15 protein-coding genes and 2 pseudogenes are annotated in these 18,611 nt (G+C 59.9%); 6 read left to right on the forward strand and 11 right to left on the reverse strand.

What is annotated here, in order from left to right:
* Positions 1 to 1,161: 1,161 nt before the first annotated feature.
* Positions 1,162 to 2,619 carry a metallophosphoesterase family protein gene (locus tag AC56QX_RS35255; RefSeq protein WP_497118371.1) on the forward strand — a complete coding sequence of 486 codons (1,458 nt, stop codon included), beginning with the start codon at positions 1,162 to 1,164 and terminating at the stop codon, positions 2,617 to 2,619.
* Between the two features lie 187 nt (positions 2,620 to 2,806).
* A complete protein-coding gene (locus AC56QX_RS35260; protein WP_497118372.1) occupies positions 2,807 to 4,183 on the forward strand; it encodes a hypothetical protein in 1,377 nt (458 codons plus the stop codon).
* Here AC56QX_RS35260 and AC56QX_RS35265 read toward each other — a convergent pair.
* The 10 genes from AC56QX_RS35265 to AC56QX_RS35310 form a co-directional block, all read right to left on the reverse strand.
* Positions 4,180 to 4,620 (reverse strand): DUF7002 family protein, encoded by a 441-nt coding sequence (locus tag AC56QX_RS35265; protein WP_497118374.1) that lies wholly within the window; start codon positions 4,618 to 4,620, stop codon positions 4,180 to 4,182. The two genes, AC56QX_RS35260 and AC56QX_RS35265, sit on opposite strands and share 4 nt — an antisense overlap.
* A gap of 99 nt (positions 4,621 to 4,719) precedes the next feature.
* Positions 4,720 to 5,496, reverse strand: coding sequence for an IS21-like element helper ATPase IstB (istB, locus tag AC56QX_RS35270; protein ID WP_497118202.1), 777 nt, complete (start codon positions 5,494 to 5,496; stop codon positions 4,720 to 4,722).
* Between the two features lie 17 nt (positions 5,497 to 5,513).
* Positions 5,514 to 7,067, reverse strand: coding sequence for an IS21 family transposase (gene istA, locus AC56QX_RS35275; protein WP_497118203.1), 1,554 nt, complete (start codon positions 7,065 to 7,067; stop codon positions 5,514 to 5,516).
* Between the two features lie 115 nt (positions 7,068 to 7,182).
* Positions 7,183 to 7,506, reverse strand: coding sequence for a DUF7002 family protein (locus AC56QX_RS35280; RefSeq protein ID WP_497118375.1), 324 nt, complete (start codon positions 7,504 to 7,506; stop codon positions 7,183 to 7,185).
* 10 nt (positions 7,507 to 7,516) lie between these two features.
* Positions 7,517 to 8,554: an adenylosuccinate synthetase gene (locus tag AC56QX_RS35285; RefSeq protein WP_497118422.1), complete on the reverse strand. Its 1,038-nt coding sequence runs from the start codon at positions 8,552 to 8,554 to the stop codon at positions 7,517 to 7,519.
* Positions 8,448 to 9,101, reverse strand: coding sequence for a DEAD/DEAH box helicase family protein (locus AC56QX_RS35290; RefSeq protein ID WP_497118447.1), 654 nt, complete (start codon positions 9,099 to 9,101; stop codon positions 8,448 to 8,450). The genes AC56QX_RS35285 and AC56QX_RS35290 overlap by 107 nt, the downstream gene beginning before the upstream one ends.
* 187 nt (positions 9,102 to 9,288) lie before the next feature.
* The gene (locus AC56QX_RS35295) at positions 9,289 to 9,816 is read right to left on the reverse strand and encodes a hypothetical protein (RefSeq protein WP_497118377.1); all 528 of its coding nucleotides are present in this window, start codon (positions 9,814 to 9,816) and stop codon (positions 9,289 to 9,291) included.
* Positions 9,817 to 10,530: 714 nt separating this feature from the next.
* Positions 10,531 to 12,249 (reverse strand): UvrD-helicase domain-containing protein, encoded by a 1,719-nt coding sequence (locus AC56QX_RS35300; protein WP_497118379.1) that lies wholly within the window; start codon positions 12,247 to 12,249, stop codon positions 10,531 to 10,533.
* Positions 12,246 to 13,982 (reverse strand): ATP-dependent nuclease, encoded by a 1,737-nt coding sequence (locus AC56QX_RS35305; protein WP_497118424.1) that lies wholly within the window; start codon positions 13,980 to 13,982, stop codon positions 12,246 to 12,248. Before AC56QX_RS35305 ends, AC56QX_RS35300 begins: the two co-directional genes overlap by 4 nt.
* 492 nt (positions 13,983 to 14,474) lie before the next feature.
* Positions 14,475 to 14,930, reverse strand: a complete 456-nt coding sequence (locus AC56QX_RS35310) for a hypothetical protein (protein ID WP_210328740.1) — start codon at positions 14,928 to 14,930, stop codon at positions 14,475 to 14,477.
* 323 nt (positions 14,931 to 15,253) lie between these two features.
* Between AC56QX_RS35310 and AC56QX_RS35315 the strand changes: the two genes are divergently transcribed.
* The 4 genes and pseudogenes from AC56QX_RS35315 to AC56QX_RS35330 form a co-directional block, all read left to right on the forward strand.
* Positions 15,254 to 17,221 (forward strand): hypothetical protein, encoded by a 1,968-nt coding sequence (locus AC56QX_RS35315; RefSeq protein WP_497118381.1) that lies wholly within the window; start codon positions 15,254 to 15,256, stop codon positions 17,219 to 17,221.
* Positions 17,218 to 17,457, forward strand: a complete 240-nt coding sequence (locus AC56QX_RS35320; RefSeq protein ID WP_497118383.1) for a hypothetical protein — start codon at positions 17,218 to 17,220, stop codon at positions 17,455 to 17,457. The genes AC56QX_RS35315 and AC56QX_RS35320 overlap by 4 nt, the downstream gene beginning before the upstream one ends.
* A gap of 132 nt (positions 17,458 to 17,589) precedes the next feature.
* Positions 17,590 to 17,781: pseudogene (locus AC56QX_RS35325) on the forward strand (transposase); the annotation flags it as partial.
* A pseudogene (locus AC56QX_RS35330) lies at positions 17,778 to 17,906 on the forward strand (aldehyde dehydrogenase family protein); the annotation flags it as partial. The pseudogenes AC56QX_RS35325 and AC56QX_RS35330, both read left to right, overlap by 4 nt.
* A gap of 292 nt (positions 17,907 to 18,198) precedes the next feature.
* On the opposite strand, the gene AC56QX_RS35335 reads toward AC56QX_RS35330, so the two are convergent.
* Positions 18,199 to 18,447, reverse strand: a complete 249-nt coding sequence (locus AC56QX_RS35335) for a DUF982 domain-containing protein (RefSeq protein WP_095774230.1) — start codon at positions 18,445 to 18,447, stop codon at positions 18,199 to 18,201.
* Positions 18,448 to 18,611: the final 164 nt, after the last annotated feature.

Consider the following 18,611-nt stretch of genomic DNA (forward strand, 5'->3'; position numbering starts at 1 on the left):
TTGGATACGTTAAGCTATGGATAGGCGACGCGGTTCACCTCGAGGTCGCTTTCGGACCGCGGGCTGCATCATCTTTGATTAGGCACGTCGATGCTCAGCGGCTTGGACCTTCAGCGTTGTCTGGCCAAGCGCGAGAGATCTACACCGGTCGACCGTGAGTTGCTGTTGAGCAGTTCCACACGAAAAAAGGGCGTGAACAACGCAGCCTTCTGCGCTAGTTCTGGATCACGATCTCGGAACGCGGAGCCAGTCCCTGCGCCTGCCTCAACCTCATCCCCTTGACTTCGACTGGCGATACTCTGCCGTATCAGTTCAGGCGATATGTGGCTTGGTCTCGCCTGAGGCAACCGTCCTCACCGTAGGCACGCCCTCTATCTCTCGCTACCTCGATCTAGCTTCAAGAGATTCGATCCTGGTCGATCGTCAGCCCTTTCAAAACGTCAGGAAACACATCGTAGCCGACGTCGGAGAAGTGACTCTGAAGATCCAGCAATCGATAGCAATTCTGGATCCACCTTGGTATCCAGCCGAAGCGAAACGATGGATAGCTTGGGCGGCTTCGGTCGTCGGCCAAGGAGGGCAAATCCTTGTAACCCTTTGGCCAGAGCATACCCGGCCAACCGGGAGGGCGGAACGGCAAGAGCTCGCTAGCTGGGTCGGTGGATGGGGGAACCTCGATGATGCTGGCATTGAGGTAGAATACCTTTCACCAGAGTTCGAACAGGCGGCCGTCAGGAGGGCTGGGGGCATAAGTTCCGATGGAGAGGCTCGACTTGGTGACCTTGTCAGCATATCGGTCAACTGCGAACCTAGTATGCCGCCACCCCACATTGAGCCGAGGCGATGGATTCGCTTCACGATCAACGACTATCAGCTCGCCGTCCGTGATGCGCCGCACTCCACCGGTCTGTCGAGAGTGGCACAAGTCCTCGGAGCCGAGGGATGGACCTGGCCTCATGTAAGCCGGCGGGCGCTTGGCCGGGATAGTATCGGTTTGTGGAGTTCACAGAACGAAGTCGCAGTGGTCAGCCAGGGCCATCATCTGATTCAGGCGTTGCGGGCATACCTGACCTCGGAGCTACCGCCGACGGAACTGTTTCGTGCGTATCCGGCACTTGAGCAGTGGCGCATCCCGAAACCACCTTTTTGGAGAACTGCAGAGTGGCAACACCGGTCATAGCGCTGAGGTTCAGGGACACCACCCCGGGCGTCGATACCATTCAGTCCCACCGTGAGATTATTTCGACCAAGGGCTTCGTGTGGTGGGGCTGGTGGAAGAAGGCGTTCGAGGACGAGCACCTCGATGCGCTCGACACAATGAATGGCCCAACGATCGCCTATATCGTCGACCGCTCCACTAGGCGGATGTTCACTGCGACGGTTGAGGTCTGGCGCCGCGGGGTGCTGGACGGTGACGAGCTGGCTGCCGTTCCAAACTACTATGTCGACGAGCGTGACCGCATCTTCGGCTGGTTCAAGGTCACCGAGATCCAGGCATGCGAATATCTCGACGAAGTCGCAAACAGATTTGGCGATCACACTCTGGTGCCACTCGACGGGAGGGCCCATCAACCCAATCGCGTAGCCGCGACTACCCGCGCCAACCGGTCGGCGATCCTCCACCTGTCCGATCTTCATTTCGGACCGGACTACGACTTTCTCCTGCAGGGCGAAACACCGGCTATCGGCAACACGAAGAAGACGCTCACGGAGGCCCTTATGGATGACCTACGCAGGATAGCTGCCCAGAATGATATCGGCACGATCCTGGTTACGGGCGACTTCACCACCAAAGGCGACTGGAGCCAAGCCAGACGCAGCAGCATCCTGGCCGAGTTTGTGAGCCTCACTAAGGCGCTCGGTCTCGAGCGAGACCAGATCGTAGCCGTTCCCGGAAACCATGACATTGTCCGCGCGATGGATCCGTCGAGCGTCGATCCCGCCAAGCTGGCGGTGAGTAACCAAGCGACATACGAGCATGAGCTCCAATACCGCGTCTTCTGCGAGGAGCTGATGGGCCGCAGCTGGAGGAAGACGCTGAACTATGTTCGGCGACTGCAGCTCGGTGATGTAGATGTGCTGATCGGGGTGCTGAACTCATGCACCATCGTTCAAACCGAATGGAGCGAGTACGGCTACATCGGCGACAGTGGGATCGACGCCTTGCGCGAACTCGGCGCCGAGCGGATCGATAGACCGACATTCAAGATCATGGCCCTGCATCACCATCTTTTGCCGGTGACCAGTGTGGCGACGCTGAGCAAAAAGGGTATAACGCTTTCGGTAGATGCTCCGCGAATTCTGGACGCCGCTGAGCAGGCTGGAGTGCAACTGGCAGTTCACGGCCACGAGCACATGCCACGGGTGGTAAAATACGACAATCAGTCGCTTGCCGGTGCTCCACAACAGCCGGCGATTTATGTCGTTTCAAACGGCAGTACCGGCGTTTCGCCGGTGCGGCGTCCCGGCAACGAACGCAACACCTACTGCGTCTTCCGCTTGAGCGACAAGGAAATGCACCTGACGATGCGCGAGCTGCGTGCTGACGGCAAAGCGGGTTTATCCCTCTTCTGTGGCGACTTGGAAATCTCGCCGATCTTGCCGAAGGCGGCGGCCTGAACCTCATCCCGATCGACCTGCTTGTCCCCCCGCGTCAAGGTGCGACATTTGAGTGTACCGGCGCAGTTACTCTTGGGCTGTGCAAAACTGGCGGGAAATCGGGGAACATTCGCTTGCCCGGGTGGCGCCAAAGGGCACTATGTGCCCTTTAGCCGGACGGCTTGCTGTCGGCCAAGGAAGAAATCGGTTGGGTATCGCTTTGAATTTTCGGAAGGATGAATCGCTAGACGCGTTGGCGCAGGCCGGGAACGTGGCGCAATTCATCAGCTTCTTTCCCACGTCCGGTGGAGCGTTCTCTCAGAGTTACTCGCGCGTCTTCGGCTACGCCCTCAATCACCACTTCTCAGACGCCCAAGAGGGACTTGCCGCGCTGCTGGCCGCGAGTGTGGATGCCTCGATAAATCTGCGCAGCTATGCCCCGGACAGTCCGCGGAGCAAAGAATTTGTCTACGGCATCCGCGACGTGCGGGAAGCCCTCGCCGGGCTGAAGCGGCTTATTTCGTCGGGCCTGTTCGTGATCGCCAATGAGACCATCGACATCAACGATGGCGGGGTTTCCGGCCTGGTCCAGGGCGGCATCATGGAGTTCGCTCCTGACGACACACCGAGGTGCGTCGAGAAGCCCGGGGTGACTTCCCTGCCCTTGCCTTGGGCGCTTGACCTGCTCACGAAGGTCTATGGATTTCGACCTGAGCTGGAGATGCAGGGCCACGGACGACTCGAGTTCAGCATTCATCCTCGGCCACGCGGCTGGAAAAACAGCCACACGCTATGCTGGGAGTGGGAGCCCGAAAATACGGCGACGGCGACTGCCAGCATGAACTGGCCTAACCGCTTCAGCCGACATATCGGCGACAAGGCGTTCGGGCTGCTCATGGCCGAACTCGTAGGCGCAAATGTGCCAGCTACCACTGTCTTCGGGCGGCGCGTTGCGCCTTTCACCTTCGGAAAGCCAACGGGAAGTCACGAGATCTGGACCCGCACCTGTCCGCATGAGCCAGAGCCAGGAAAGTACACAACCCTCAAGGGCTGGACTGACCCATTCAAGCTTATGTCCGCGGAAGATCCCAACCACACTGCCATCGCTTCCCTAATCTGTCAGGCCGCGGTGCCGGCGGTCTATTCAGGCGCCGCCATTGTCACGATCGATGGAACGCTGCTCGTGGAAGGTCGCTCGGGCGAGGGCGATGGTTTGATGCTGGGTCTCGATCACCCCGAAGAGCTGCCATCTGCGGTCGCCAAGCAGATCGACGCGGTTTACGGCATGTTGTCCCGCTCGCTTGGAGCTGTACGGTTCGAGTGGGTCTACGACGGTCAGACGGTCTGGGTAGTACAGCTCCATCGCGGTGCAACCCAGACATCACATACCGTCCTGGTTCCGGGAGAGGCGACCTACTGGCTGACCTTCGAAGCGGCCGAAGGGCTCGAGGCGCTGCGAACGTTCCTGCATGATATGCCGGCCGATGCAGGGGTGAAGATTAAAGGCGAGATCGGACTTACCAGTCACTTGGCCGACCTCGTCCGAAAGGCCAAGCGACCAGCCAGGTTGGCAGTACCAGCCTAGAGGCCCTCCTGCGGATGGCTGCCTGGCCTCCGCCACAGGTCCTCGATTTCATTGCCGTTGACGCGTTGCGCTGCCAGAAGGTGGCTGGCGGCGTCCGGAACGCTGTAGGCGACGGTCAGCTCGACCAAGGCATTTTCCAGCGGTCTCGTTTGCCTTCGCTCGCCAAACGGATAGTCGGCAATCTTCATGAACGTGCCCTTCCCTCTCGGTTGGGGATTCATGATCGTGGACCCGCTGTTTATTGGGCTGAGGAGAATGTTGTCGCGGTGGGCGGCGACCAAGGACGCAGTGTCAAACGTCAGAATTGTGTGCGGTCGATCCCGGTATGCCTTGGCTGCCAGAAGCCTGTGCAGCCTCTTCTTGTGCAGCCAAAAGAAGGTCTTGCCATTGAGTATCTTGTACCACTGAAAGGGTGTCAGCCCGTCCTGAATGCGCATTTCGCAAAAACGGGACAGTCGTTCCGCTAAATCGCGGACAGCAGTTTCACTAAGTCGCGGACAGCAGGATGGGGTCGGTCCTCGGTTGCCTGGTTGAGCTCATTTGCGATTGATTTCGCCGTTTTCGGCGCCGGTCAAGAGCGGCGGTGTTTTTTGCTTTCTCATGCTGTCGCCTTCGAGGGTGACGCGATGGGCGTTGTGGATGATCCGGTCGAGAATGGCGTCGGCGATTGTCGGCTCGCCGATCATGGCGTGCCACTGGGCGATTGGCAGTTGCGCGGTGATCAGCGTCGATTTCCGGCGATAGCGTTCCTCGAAGATTTCCAGCAGATCGAGACGCTGCTGGTCGGTCAGGCTGTGGGTGCCCCAGTCGTCGAGGATGAGCAGTTGCACCCGAGCCAGTTTGTCGATGAGACGGGGAAAGCGGCCGTCGAGACGCGCCAGGGCGAGATCTTCGAACAGGCGCGGCATGCGCAGGTAGAGCACGGAATGGTCGAGCCGGGCGGCCTGACGTCCGAAGGCGCAGGCCAGCCAGGTCTTTCCGGTGCCGGTCTGCCCGGTGATGATGAGGTTTTCATGCGCCTTCAGCCAGGCGCCGTGGGCCAGCGACAGCGTATTGCGCCGGTCGAGCCCGCGATGCGCGGCGAAGTCGATGTTCTCGATGCAGGCGTCGACAAAGCGTAGTCTGGCAACGGCGAGACGGTTGGTCAGACGCTTGTCGGCACGCATGGCGGCTTCACGATCGAGCATCAGGCCAAGCCACTCTTCGCGACCGAGATCGTCGGCGTTGCTCTGGTCGGCCAGGTCCCGATAGGCGGCGGCCATTCCGCCAAGGCCGAGAGCCTGCATCTGGTCGAGGGTTGGATGTGTCAGCATGGTTGGTTTCCTTTCCTTCATTGATAATAGGAGCCGCCGCGGATGTTGGTGTGCGATGGCGTGGGCTTGACCGGCTCGGCCGCGGGCGGCACGCGGTCGAGGCCGGATTTGAGGATGGCGTTGACGGAGGAGTAGGTGATCGCATTGATGGTCAGTGCCCGCGCGCAGGCTGCCTCGAGCCGATCCCGCTCGTAGCGACGGGCCAGCGAGAGGATGCCAAACGCGGAGCGGTATCCCTGCTCGGGATGGGGCCGGTCGCGCATCATCCGCTCGACCAGGATGGCGGTGTTGGCGCCGATCCCGGCTGCCTGCCGGATCAGGTTCGCCGGCGTCGTGTTGGCATAGCGCTGGTGCGCCTTGGGCATGTGCTCGTTGACGGTGACATGGCCGCAGCGCTGCGAGCGGCGGACATGGCTGGCGACGCGCTTGTGATCATGGAAGAGCTCGACCACGCGGTGGGTGAGACGCACATCCACGCGCCGCCCGATCAGCGCGTGCGGCACCGAGTAGAAGGTCCTGTCGATCTCGACATGGTAATCGGGATGCACCTTCGCCGATTTCCACTCCGCATATTCGAACGGCGCCGGCGGCAATGGCGACAGGGCCGTTCGTTCGATCTCCTCGAACAGCTCCCGGCGGCTTTTGCCGACATGGCGCATGGGGCGATTGTTCAGATCCTCCAGCAACACCACGATTGCGGCGTTGAGATCGCCGAGACTGAAGAAGCGCCGGTTGCGCAGCCGGGCCAGGACCCAGCGCTCGACGATCAGCACCGCGCCCTCCACCTTGCCCTTGTCGCGCGGCTTGCGGCTGCGGGTCGGCAGGATCGTCGTGTCGTAATGTTCGGCCATGGCGGCGAAGGTCTGGTTGAGCGTCGGCTCGAACCACAGCGCCTTGGCGACGCCGGCCTTCAGATTGTCGCAGACGATCGCCTTAGTTACCCCGCCGAAGAAGGTGAGTGCCCGGCACTGGCCCTCGATCCAATCCGGCAGCTTCTGGCTGAAGCTGGCATGGGCGAAGGTGAAGGACGACGCGCCCAGCACCGCAACGAAGATCTGAGCCTGGCAGATGACGCCAGTATCGGGATCAACGACGGGCACGGTGTGGCCCGCATAGTCGGTCTGCATCACCGCGCCCGCTTCGTGGCGGTTGCGGAACGTCGCGCTCGACCGGCGCTGGAAAGCGCCGAACCGGTCGCAAAACCATGTGTAGCCATAACCATCGGGGTGCGCCGCGCGGTATTCCTGCCACAACAACGTCAGCGTCACGCCCTTGCGCTTCAGCTCGCGCGAGATCATCGCCCAATCGGGCTCGTCCAGATCCTGCGGCGGACGGCCAACCCGGCGAAACAGAAGCCGCTCAAGCAATGCGTCATTGTCATAGCCCGGCGGCAGCGGCCAGTCCGAGATGCCAGCCTCACGGGCCCGCAACAGATAGGTCGAAACCGAAGTCTTGCTGATCTTCAGCCGTTCCGACACCGCACGCACCGAGAGGCCCTGCTCATGCGTCAGGCGCAGGATTGATCGTAGGTCTTTCACTGTCGTTCGTCTCGCTTGCTTCCGTCTTGGCATGGCCCCTCTCAACCCGATGATGAGAGGGCAAAATGCCAGAACGGCGCTCCCGAGAACCGACCGTTACATCCGCACCGAAAACTGTCCGGGAACTAGCGGAATCACTGTCCCGTAATTACTGAAATCGCTGTCCGCGAATTAGCGGAATGGGTGTCCGCGAATTTCTGAAACACGCATCCTGAAGGCACTTCTGCAGCGCGCTGTCGCTCATCGGCTTATTGTCGCGGATGACGGCGTTGGGCAGCCCATCCATTGCGATATTGACGCTCTCGGGCCGAAGCCTCTCCTCAAGGGCAAGTCGCTGGTCGCCAGAAATCCCATAGGCATCGAGCAGCGCTGTCGCGCTCATCAGCCCGTAATCCCGGATCGATGGGAACGAACCGTCCTCCGCCATGTGGTACAGCCGCGGATAGGTGCTGATCAGTTCGTGTTCCTGCACCTGCAGCTCCTTAGTTCCACTGCCGCCGGTCAATGATGACGGCGTCCTTCCCGAAGTCCTTGGAAATCAGCGACACGCGGGCGTTGGTGACCTTCTCCACCCGCTCGATGAAGTCCCTAGTGGTCGCGTTGAGCTCCTCGAAGGTCTTCGCTTTGCGATTGTCGATTCCAAGATAGTCAGCGAAGGTCAGCGCGATATCCGTTACCCCGTTGATGCCGGCGGCGCGTCGCACCTGCTCCCAGTCAAACTCGGCGATGCGGCGTTCCTTTCCAGAAACAGTGCCAACTTCGATCTTGTGGAGGTCCGCCGCAGGAATATCGCTCCGCGCGGCAATGTCCTCGACCGTAATCTCGTGCATCATCGGCCCCGACGTGCCGCCGACGCGAATGGGATAGGTCCGCATGACCATGATCACCCGTCGGACCCTCGTTGGTGCGATGCCGGCATCGGCGAGGCAACCGGATGCCGTTGTCTCGCGCGAGGTTACAAATGGGTACTCACCGTGATGCAGGCTGAGATCGGTTCCCTGGGTGCCCTCGAGGAGCACCGACTTGCCGGCAGCATAAGCCTTCTCGAGCTCGACCTTGGTGTCACGGATGAACGGCTTGAACTCCGCGACGTGTTTGGCGAGGCGGACCTTACTGCCCCAGTATTCGTTGCCGTCTCGCCCCAGGATCTTCCGCGCCGTAGCAACTCCGACGCCCTTTTTCGTGGAACCGATGATCTCGAGGGTGCCTGCTTCCAGTTCGATGTCGCTGTCCTCGATGATGATGGCCTGCGGATCGATCGAAAGCCTGTCTTCGGTGAGCTTGAGGTCAGAGCTCTCTTTGAGCACCTGCTTGACTGAAAGGGTTGCGCCAGCGCCAATCAGGATCTTTGCGTCAGGATTGCTTTGCGTGCCCGAGGGCAGCTGGATGTAGTCGTACTTGGGATCGGCGACCTTATGTCCGGCATTGGGTCCGCCTACCCGCACGAGGACATCGTAGTTCTTGGCGATAAAAGCGCAGATATTGCCCTTCCCCTCGCTTCCGTACTGAGCGCCGACCAGAACGTCGACACACCGGACAACCTCGCGGGGGGAACAGGCCAAGTCCCGCAGTTGCCTGGGCCAGCAACGATCGGGGGCTCGAACGGTGGGTTTCCAAAACCACGTTGGCGATTTCCGCGAGCGCCTCGATCTTGCTTTCCGTCGCCCCGTGCTCGCGTGCCGCGTCGTAGCTGTTGAACTCCCGGATCTCCGCCTTGCGTGCCAGGTACCTCTCGCGCAACACACCAATCGGCGCAGTGAGGTGGACGTGAACGACTTTGTCGCCGAATTTGTCGCGGAAATGTTTAACTTGGTCCAGCGTCCGGACCGCATCCACCAGCCAAATCCAATCCGCCGGAGCCCCGTTCGTTTCAGCCAAAAAATGATCGAGGACCCACTTTCCGTTGGTCTCAATGTCGAGCTTGTCGCCAAGCTTGATCAGTGCGTCGCGATCATCGGTGTCGCTGGCGCGTAGCAATAGCGCCCGTGTGGACACGCGTTTCGCGTCGAAACGTGACATCAATTGCTCGGTAAGCATCGACTTGCCGGCCGCAAGCGGACCGGACACCAAGAAAATCGGATTCAGTGCAACCTCCCGCCACTACCAGTCCTGATCCTTCCCCGACTCCTATCGGAACCCCAGGACTCAGACTCTCCACATCGAAGAGATACGCATCGATCTCAAATCAATCCATAGCTCGCGCGAAGGTTTTTCGCTGGGAGATCCCGGATTGAGTTAGTTTTTTGCTGCAGTTCTATTGCAAGGCTTGATATCGGCGAAGGAACTCGCTCTTGGCTTCGCGCGGCGACAGGAATCGTACCTTTACTAGGGCGGGTGCGATCCGATCGCGCTTAGCCCATTCATCCGTGCCTGCCGGCATGATCTGAGCCTGCTCGGCGGCCAGCACACTCAGATCGGCTAGCTTGATAGCCGGACTTGGCTGAGTGCTAATGCCAAAACGCTCAGCGATCGCGCGCTGCATCTCAGTTTCAATCTGCCTGTAGTCCGGAAGCATCTGCTTCAGGGGACGCGTAATATCGCCAAGGAAGGCTTCCGCAGCATCGTGCAGCAAAGCTGCCAAGGGATCCTCTTCCACGAGGTCGCTGACCAGCAGACTGTGCTCGGCCACAGAGTAAAAATCGAGACACTGGCCCGCATAACGGCACTGGAGCGCCAGGCCGTGGGCAATATCCTCGATGGTAAAGTCGCTGGTGTGGGGCGAGAGCAGGTCCAGCCAGGCGCCGCTGTGCAACATGATCGAGGGCCCGACATCGATCTTCACCGCTGTCACCTGCTGCCTGCTCCACGCCATGCCCACACCCCTAAACTACCGATCTGCCATCACAGATCAATGAACTTGCAAATTTGCAATTTCTACCCTATGCGAAACGAATGAGGCTGACAACGGAAGAAGCATTAAGAATCGCGAAAGACCTCAAGATTGCACTAGCCGATCGACACCTGTCTGCCACAAAAGCAGCACGCCTAAGTGGAATCGAGCCCAGCCGTCTCAGCCGCATACTAGGCGGGCACTTCGCAACATTAAATCCCAATTTGGTTCAAATTTGCATGTTCTTAGGTGTAGCGCTCCCGGGGGGCCAGTACACCGAGGGCGTTACACGCCTAATTGGGAGCGCTCTAAATGTGTGGGACGGGAGTCCCGATGATGTCGAGGAAGTGGTGAAGCTGTTTAATCAGATTGCCGCCCTTCGCCGTCGTTAGTGCAGAGCAATGCAGAGCAAAAAAGATTGGGGTTAGGGTTGAGCGCGCAGTCAAAGCTAGAACATGGACTACCTTTGCCATACGCATGAGACTCGCTGCTAGCGAGTGTAGCTTTGGGCCAGCTCGAGACCTCAGCCGGTAAGCTGAAGGTCCATTTTCGTCGGAGTGGGAGCCGAAGGCGGACAGTCCGCAATGCCCCGGTCCTGACAAGCTCCCTGCGCCGGGCTTAGCCTTGGTCGAGCGAAGCCGCTCGAGACGAGATGAGCGGTGCGCACTATGTGTCGCCGGCCCGCTTGAAGCCAGCGGTCTTCAGGCGCGGCTCGAGGTCTTTCATGGCATTCTTGGGGATTGCCAGGACGAACAGGTCGCGCGCCCTGGTCAGGGCGACATAGCCAATTCGTCCGACCTCGGTAGTCGCCCCGTCGAGAAGGGCGGTCGCTTGGGGCTTGGTCACGACATACATGACGGCGTCGATGGACTCGCCCTTCGCCTTGTGGACGGTACACACGCGCATCCTCTTCGCATGTGGCTCTATCAGACTCGGCACCTCGACGAGCGGATGGTTCTCGAGCGCACGGTTCGCAAGCCGCTGGCCGAGGTTTCCGCCCGTCGCCATTCCGTGATCGGCCGCCAGCCGCGCGAGGAGCGACCGGACGCGCGGGCCAAGGAGAGGATGCCACTCGGAGGCCGCCAATAGCTTGCCGTCCGGCAGTCCATTCGCCGTATCTCGGACGAATGACCAGATGGTGCGCCGAAGGGAGGTCGTTTCGCTCGTCATTGCGTCTCGCAAAAGCCTGCCAGCGAGACCCGGATAGTCGTCTTCCAGCAACCCTAAGATACCGGCACACGCGCTTTCGAAAGCTTTGTCCATTCGGCCGTGCGTGTCACGGTGGATCGCAGCCGCTGCGAACGACCTAACGATGCCCTGCCCTTGCTCTTTTCCCAGGCCTGCCCATTCCGCAGCCCATTCCGAAGACCGGCAGAGTACGGCGCAGCGGCTGTGGGCGATCTTTGCCGTCGCCATCAGATTGCGGAATACACCGAGCGCGGCATCCCTACCTCCCGGCTCAAACGGAAAGTAGAAGGCCCCGTGCAGCGTCGCGGGTGCGCTGCGTTCTGGCTGGTCCTTCCGGCCGCACAGAGCGTTGGCAATATCCAGGATTGGAGACACCGACCGGAAGTTTCTGCTGAGGTTGCGAACCGTGACGCCCGCAATCGACCCATATCGGCTCAGGAACCTGCCATCGGCGCCGGAGAACTCGTAGATGCCTTGGTTGGCGTCACCGATCAGAGACACTACCGATCCGGCTTTCACGAGTGTCTGCAGGACTTCCTCGTGGAGCGGCCCGATGTCCTGTGCCTCATCGACCAGGATTTGCGGATAGCGTCTCGCAAAAGCGTTCAGCAGGACCGGAAACGCACGAAGGAGCTTGAGTACCCAATACGGAGCCGCCGCGTGGGTATAGGCTCCGTGCCTTCGGAGCTTGGCCAGCGCCGCGGCTGCGAAAGAGGCGTTGACGGGCTGGAAATGGTTGCCGAGCCCGAAGTCGAACTTCGAGGCCGTGCACCTGATTTTCAGCTGGCTGATAGGATGGCTCCTCGTTCCGTCATACACGCCGAAGGAGCTGAGGAAAGGTTCCCTACCTTCCACGAGATAGGGAGGCCCCGAGCAGTTCATCACGCGGTGTCCATGGGGCCGCAGGATGTTGGAAACGATGAAGCCATCGACCGTGTCGATTTCGATGCCGGAAACTTGGCGGCCAGATTCTCTGACGGCCGAAAGCTCGCGATAGTCGATCCTGAACGTATCTACCGCCACGTTGGAGAACGATAGCAGGGCCACAATGCCGCGGTCGTCTTTCAACCGCGAACGAATCTCGGCGAGACGATGAACGGCCGTCCTCGTCTTGCCGCTACCCGCGCATGCCGTGACGGCGATGGGTCCCGGCGGAAGCCCGACGACATCCTTCTGCTCTTCGGAAAGCTCGATCAAGGCCTGCACGCATGCTTGATGGCGTCCAGAACATATCCCGGAACCTCGAACTCCACGCCATCTTCCTGGATCGTGGCGGCCATGGCCTGCGCGAACTTGCCTTTCTGAACGTTTTCGCTTTCGCGCTCGAACATCCCCCGGAAGAGCGTCTCCGCCTTCTTCCTGTCGTCTTTGGCGGCGTCGACGGCCGTTTTCAGTCCGGCCGCTATGCTGGGGTGTATTGTGGCGAGCGCGGCAAGCATGGCCGTGCGGTTCTTAGCGAAGAGGGCGAGATCGTATTCGAATGTCTTCACGCCATGGAAGACCTTCACGCACGTATCCTGTAACGTCTTCATGGCCGCGGTGTTGTCCGAGACTTTTATGGAATCGCCGGCGGCCGGGAAATGGGACACGAATCCGCCCGATCCGTCGGGGACCTTTTGAGGATCGGCGTCCGTAATTACCGAAACCGGAATCCTGATCCCCTTCTCGCCAAAGAGCGGCAGGAAGGAATCGAAGTTGAGACCTTCGACGCTGACCACGCTGACCCCATGGTTTCGCAGATCGAATCCTGCCCTTTTCGCCAGCACGCTCACGAGCAACAGCTCAGCCGCTCCTTCGACGAAGACGATGCGCCTGGCGAAGAAGAGTTCGGCGCGCGTGACGTCCAGGTAACGTTTCAGCTTCTCGCGTTTGCCCTTTCCGAATTTTACGTCACGGGGATGAAACGTTTCGACGCCTGTACCAGCGTCGACTAGGCACACGATGGCGTCGAGGTCGGCGATGCTGGCGAAGTTCGGGGAGTGGCTTGTCACGAAGATCTGGACGGGCCTTTCCCCCTCAGCTGCCTGGAGCTCCGAAAGGTATCTGAGGAGGACCGCCTGTAACTGTGGATGCAGATGCGCCTCTGGTTCTTCGACGATGAGACTGCGGAATGCGGCGTCGGCGTTCTTCGCCAATTCGCTCAGCACGACGGCCATGAAGATCAGATTGTTGTAGCCCAGCCCGTTACGCTCGATTTCGAACGCGTCGACGACGAGCGAGAGACGGGCCGCCAGCTTTGCAAAGTCGCTGCCCGCCAGCTCCACGTTGAGGACCTGCGCGAGCTGCGTTCCGAGCATCGTCCCGTGCCGCCCTGCGATCGCCTTCTGCGTGTCCTTGATCGGCTGGAATTTTTTCAGCTCGACGTCCAACTTCTTCAGTGCGTCCACCATCTCTCCCTTGCCGGCGTCGTCCGACAGGAGATGGAGGAGGCGTGAAAGCTGGCTGGTACGGCTCGGGCGCAGTCCCTGTTCGGCATCCCGCAACGGCTGAAGGTATACGCTGCGCAGATTGTCGAGCATGCTCGATGTCATCGCGACGACGTCGTGCTCGCCACACCATTTTCTGGACCGAAGCCTCCCGGACTTGTCGGGGTCGCTGTAAGTCACACCAAGGAGCGCGTCACACTTACCATCAGCCACCGGCTTCAGCGCGTGGAGGAAGTCAGCTTCATCCGGGGCGGTCAGGCCCTGGAAGACGTACTCGAACCTGATTTCGCCTGAGGCCGTCCCGCCTTTGGGGACATGGCGATCGTCGACTGTGAAGCGCGGGTAGGGGTCGTCGGCTCCGGCGAGGAGCGCCCTCAGACCATCCACCACGGCGGTTTTGCCGATGTTGTTCGGTCCCACGATCACGTTGAGACCGGGCGCGAAATGCAGGGTGGCCTTCCTCAGACGACGGAAGTTCGTGACAGTTAGCGATGCAAGGTAAATGTGGGCCTCCGGTCTTTTGGTTGAGGCGCACAGAAGGTTTAGCGCCACACAGCATAGGACCCGATCGAGTGATTCGCCGCAACATGCCTGACACACCAGGAAATGCCGATCGAGAACATCTCCAAGGGTCAGAATCAGTCCGTCCGGCTGTTGTTGACGGTCTTTTTCGATCTAATCTTCTGGTGCGCTTTAGCACCTGCGCAAATTCAGGACGCTTTAGGCAAGTCGGTGTGCTGTCCAGAATTATCTGTCGTCGGCGTCCAGAATTATTTGTCGTCAGCCGGACTGCTAAGTGGCTGATATCCCGCCACTTTCGCACGATTGGGTTACCAATGCCCTTCGGTCAACAGGGTTACCATTGTGTCCCAACGACAATAATTTCGAAGTGGTGCTAACGCGCTGTATTCATTGAGATAATTGCGACATCGATTGGTAACCCAAGGCCACCCATGACGCGTTTTGGTAACCCACCAGCGACAGGTTTGGTAACCCTCACCGGGTGAGTGCCGCTCGCGCCTCTCGGCGGATTCTTTTCAGTTCTGCTGCGGTTAGTAGATTCCCTTCCGCAGTGCGCATGGCTAACCCGACAAGACGGCTCGCCACGTATTGGTTATCGATCGTTTCGTCGATGCGCTCTGCCTCATCGAGCTTTACGATTTCCTGGAATATTCGAAGGCGGTTGTCAGCGATCCAACTGGCCCAGTCCCTAGCGGAGGCCTCATCGAGCTGACGTCCCAGCGAGATTGCAGCGCTTAAGAGTATCTTCTCGCCGGCGGCTGACATTGATGTTGCCTCCGCGAGGTGATCGCGGACGATCTTGAAATAGTCGACACGCTCACCATCCAGCATGTCTTTGCAAAAATCTTCAGGAATTGCCCCGCGGCGACGCCAGCTTGCTAGCGTTGACTTGCCTATGTTGATCTTGCGCGAGAGGTCGTCGTCGCTCATTACCTTGAAGTACCGCTTTAGGTCGTCAATGTAGCGATCAACGATCGAGTTTGTCATCTGGGGGAGTTGACGACATTTCGTTTTGAAGTCACGATTGCAATGTGATTGCAACACGGCTTCAAAACAGCGTGGAAACAGGTTCCTCCGATCTCCTCGTAGAAGTTCGTGCGGGGTTTGTGGCGCAAGGCTTATCCCTAAGCAGGTGGTACCGGATCACGGCATTTGCCGAATGGTAGCCGTTTATGCGGTGACCGAAAAGCGCAACGGGCCGAACGTACTGGCCCTCCGCGAGATGCTCTGCCGCGAGAGTAGCGGCCATCGCTATGGGTGAGTGGCTGTCCACGGTTGAGTTTGCTGCGCTGGTCGGCATTCGGCGACAAGTCGCCCACCGCGCTCTTGTTCTGCGTCGCTGGCGCAAAACCGCGCTCGAAGTACGAAAGGTCAAAGGGCGGCGCGGCGGCAACGACGGAGAGCAATATCAGGTCAATTCCACGTCTCTGCCGCTCGAATATCAGCACCATCTAAAGGCCTCTCAAACCCCCGTTGGAAACCAGTCGAAATCGATCACCGGCAGGACGGCAGAGAACGCATGGTGGCTCGATTACCTGGGGCCAGCGGTTCAGTATGCAGCCAACTCTACCGCCCGCGCCGCCGTATTAGCCGAGCTGGCGGGCAAGCCAACGCGGAACTGGGAGGGTAGGGCGGTCAGCTACTGCCTGCGGACGCTACAGCGTCATGCAGCACGCTTTAACGGAGGCATGAAAGTCGGCCGGCATGGTCGATCGGACAAGGGCAAGAAGCGTGTCATCATAAGCCGAAAGTGGGACAAGCTGGTCCCGTTCGACACCTCCACCAGGACGAAAATCGCTGGCGACCTAAAACAGGAAATCCGCGGCCTGCTCAAAGGCGGCATGTCATGGGGCCACACCCTGAAAGAACACGAGAAGTTCCTGATCGACGCGACTCGAGCGTGGGGCTTTCGTCCCGGCGATCCTAACGTACTGGAGCGCGCTTGTTCTGTCCCACCCGAACTCGTCTCGGCGGAACTCCATTTTCGAAACGTCCACCGGTTTAAGCGAGATCATAAGGCGTATGATGATCGCCGGCCCCGGATCCGCCGAACCCTCGCCGGCATGCAGCCGATGGAGCTGGTGGTGGGCGATGTACACCCAGTGGACATTCACCTCACTCGTCCTGACGGCACGCTCGCGACTGCTAGGCTGATCGGATTCTTAGACTGGGCGACGCAGCGCCTCTGGATCGGGTTGATCTTTTTCGAAAAGCGCGGCGGCGTGCAAAATCGCGACGTAATCGAAGTCTTAGCGTCCATGATCGAAGCGTGGGGCATGCCGCAGTCGCTCTATGTCGACAACGGCGCGGAATTCGGCTTCGCCGCTTTTCTAGACGATGCCATGCAGCTCACCGTGCAGAGCTTCCATGGCCCCTCCCGATCAACCCGCGTTATCAACGCCTTGCCCTACAACGCCTCCGCAAAGCCGATTGAGCGTCTATTCGGTGATTTGGAGACGCGCTATTTCAGCACGGCGCGTGGCCACATTGGCGGCAACCGAATGAACAAGAAGCAGGAGGCGATCGGCAGGACGGTCGCTCCGTTTGGGGCGTTCGAGGATGTAGTGCCAGCCATAGAAGGTTTCGTGCGCACCTACAATCACACTGCGCAGGGTAAGAAGAGCGCGCTCAAAGGTCTCTCACCTCAGGCCGCATACCGCGAACACCTCGAGGTGGGATGGGCGCCGACTGCGGTGAGCCGCGATGAAGTGCGCGCGGCATGTGCTCGAACTGAAGAGCGGTCGGTTATTCAGGGTGCGATATCCGTCGGCGGCCGTCATTGGACATGTCCGGAATTGCAGGCTTACCAGTACGAGAAGGTATGGGTCCGTGTTCCGGCCTATCACACACCGGCCGAGTTGCTGTTGCTTGACCGGCATGGTGAACGAGTCGGCATAGCCTTTCCCGATGTCGAATTCCATCCGCTCGACAAGCGTGGCGCAAAAACAGCAGCCGAACGCGCGAGGGCGCACCGGCAGGCGGTGCGTGACCTTGATCGATCAGCGCCTGATATCGATGTGGCTGCACGCCTGATCGCCCGCGGCCAAGCCCAGCCTGACACGGTTCCCAACGAGCCTGTCGGCGTCGTCTCTTACGATCCGGCGAAGCGGCAGGCACGCATTGTGATGCCGAAGAGGCCTTTGCCCGCCGACGAGTGCCGAAGCGAACAGGACGAGCGCATAGCTGCTCAGATGGACCTGGCCAAGCGGATCGTCGGATGACGTTTATCGAAACCCGCGCCGCGCTCACCGTGCAGGCTGCCTTTGATACGGCCGTGAAGATGCGATATCCGGTGCTTGCGGTCGGCAAAGCCGGGCTCGGCAAGACTGTAGCGCTCAACTGGATAGCCACCCAAAGCGGAGCTGCGTACTGTGAGGTTGCGCAGCATACCAAGGCTATCAGGCCGATGTTCCTGATGCTGCACGACGCGTCGGTCGCGTCCCCGGACGTGGTGTAGCTCGGCGGTAGCGAAGCCGCTCGCGAGCGCGCCCTCAACAGCGCCGTAGCGAGCGAGCGGCTTTGCGGCGGTCATCGATGTTCCCCGGTAAGGTCGGGTTGCTGACACCAACCTGATTCGAAGGAACCACCGATGACCGACGACATGATGAACCTGCGCACGCTCGTGGAGAAGACCCCCGACGCCGATATCTTGCGCGAGATGATCGGCTTTGCCGCCGAGCGGCTGATGGAGCTGGAGGTGGGCGCCGCCACCGGCGCCGGCTATGGCGAGAAGAACCCGCTGCGGACGGCTCAGCGCAACGGCTATCGCGATCGCGACTGGGACGCATGTCATCGGAAGCGGCACCCTTCGGTGGAATGAAGCAGTCCGGCATTGGGCGGGAGGGCTCCCGCCACGGGCTCGAAGACTACCTCGAAATGAAATACCTCTGCATGGGTGGTATCTGAAGCACCTGCTTGCGAAATCGCGGCGCGGCCCGAGCAAGCGATCTCCGAACATGTGAAGCGCAATCGCTGCTTGGTCGGCGCCGGCGGCGGCCCCGGACCCGCTGAAACCGTCGCGTTCGTCACCTTGAAATCAGCTTCGCGCCGACGCCCGCAGTCAGGCAAGGTCGTCGCCTCGGGTGAGCGCGGCCCTGGAAAGCGTCGGGATACCGGACCTGGACAAATGTTCACATCATCGTTCCAACAACGGCTGTCCCGGCGATGGTCAGTCAGCAGTCCTGAGCATCCCAGCTTTCTAATCGCTGCGCAGAATCTTTGCTTCAAGCGCGGCTGCCACGAAGGCTCTTCGAGCTGCCGCTGGATAAGCCTCACCGCGCAATACCTGCAGACAGGCATCCATCGCGGCCTTCCGTTTCACGGTCTGACGTTGAAGATCACGCAGCAAGATAGCAGCCGCGTCATTGACCTCGAACACGATCCGCTCTGAGCCGTGGTGGCTAACCTGAACAACGACTGGCCTCTCAAATCTGCTCAAGCCGGTCATGTCTCCGCTCCTGTGAGGCAAATAGCCTCGATCGCACCTTGGCCAAGCCGAACGGATCCGCTGGTCGCAGAACCTGGCCCCTCGCAATCCATGTGCGGTAGCTGATTCATGATGGGATTGCGCCGCTAATGTCGAGACCTGCTTCTGCTTTCTGCTATCCGTGA

The sequence above is a fragment of the Mesorhizobium sp. RCAM 06353 genome (assembly GCF_059683585.1).

What these genes read in the sequence shown, in the direction of transcription:
- AC56QX_RS35265 (WP_497118374.1), bottom strand. Translation starts at nt 4,620, where the DNA reads ATGCGCATTCAGGACGGGCTGACACCCTTTCAGTGGTACAAGATACTC.
- istB (WP_497118202.1), bottom strand. Translation starts at nt 5,496, where the DNA reads ATGCTGACACATCCAACCCTCGACCAGATGCAGGCTCTCGGCCTTGGC.
- istA (WP_497118203.1), bottom strand. Translation starts at nt 7,067, where the DNA reads ATGCCAAGACGGAAGCAAGCGAGACGAACGACAGTGAAAGACCTACGA.
- AC56QX_RS35310 (WP_210328740.1), bottom strand. Translation starts at nt 14,930, where the DNA reads ATGAGCGACGACGACCTCTCGCGCAAGATCAACATAGGCAAGTCAACG.
- AC56QX_RS35315 (WP_497118381.1), top strand. Translation starts at nt 15,254, where the DNA reads ATGGGTGAGTGGCTGTCCACGGTTGAGTTTGCTGCGCTGGTCGGCATT.
- AC56QX_RS35320 (WP_497118383.1), top strand. Translation starts at nt 17,218, where the DNA reads ATGACGTTTATCGAAACCCGCGCCGCGCTCACCGTGCAGGCTGCCTTT.
- AC56QX_RS35335 (WP_095774230.1), bottom strand. Translation starts at nt 18,447, where the DNA reads ATGACCGGCTTGAGCAGATTTGAGAGGCCAGTCGTTGTTCAGGTTAGC.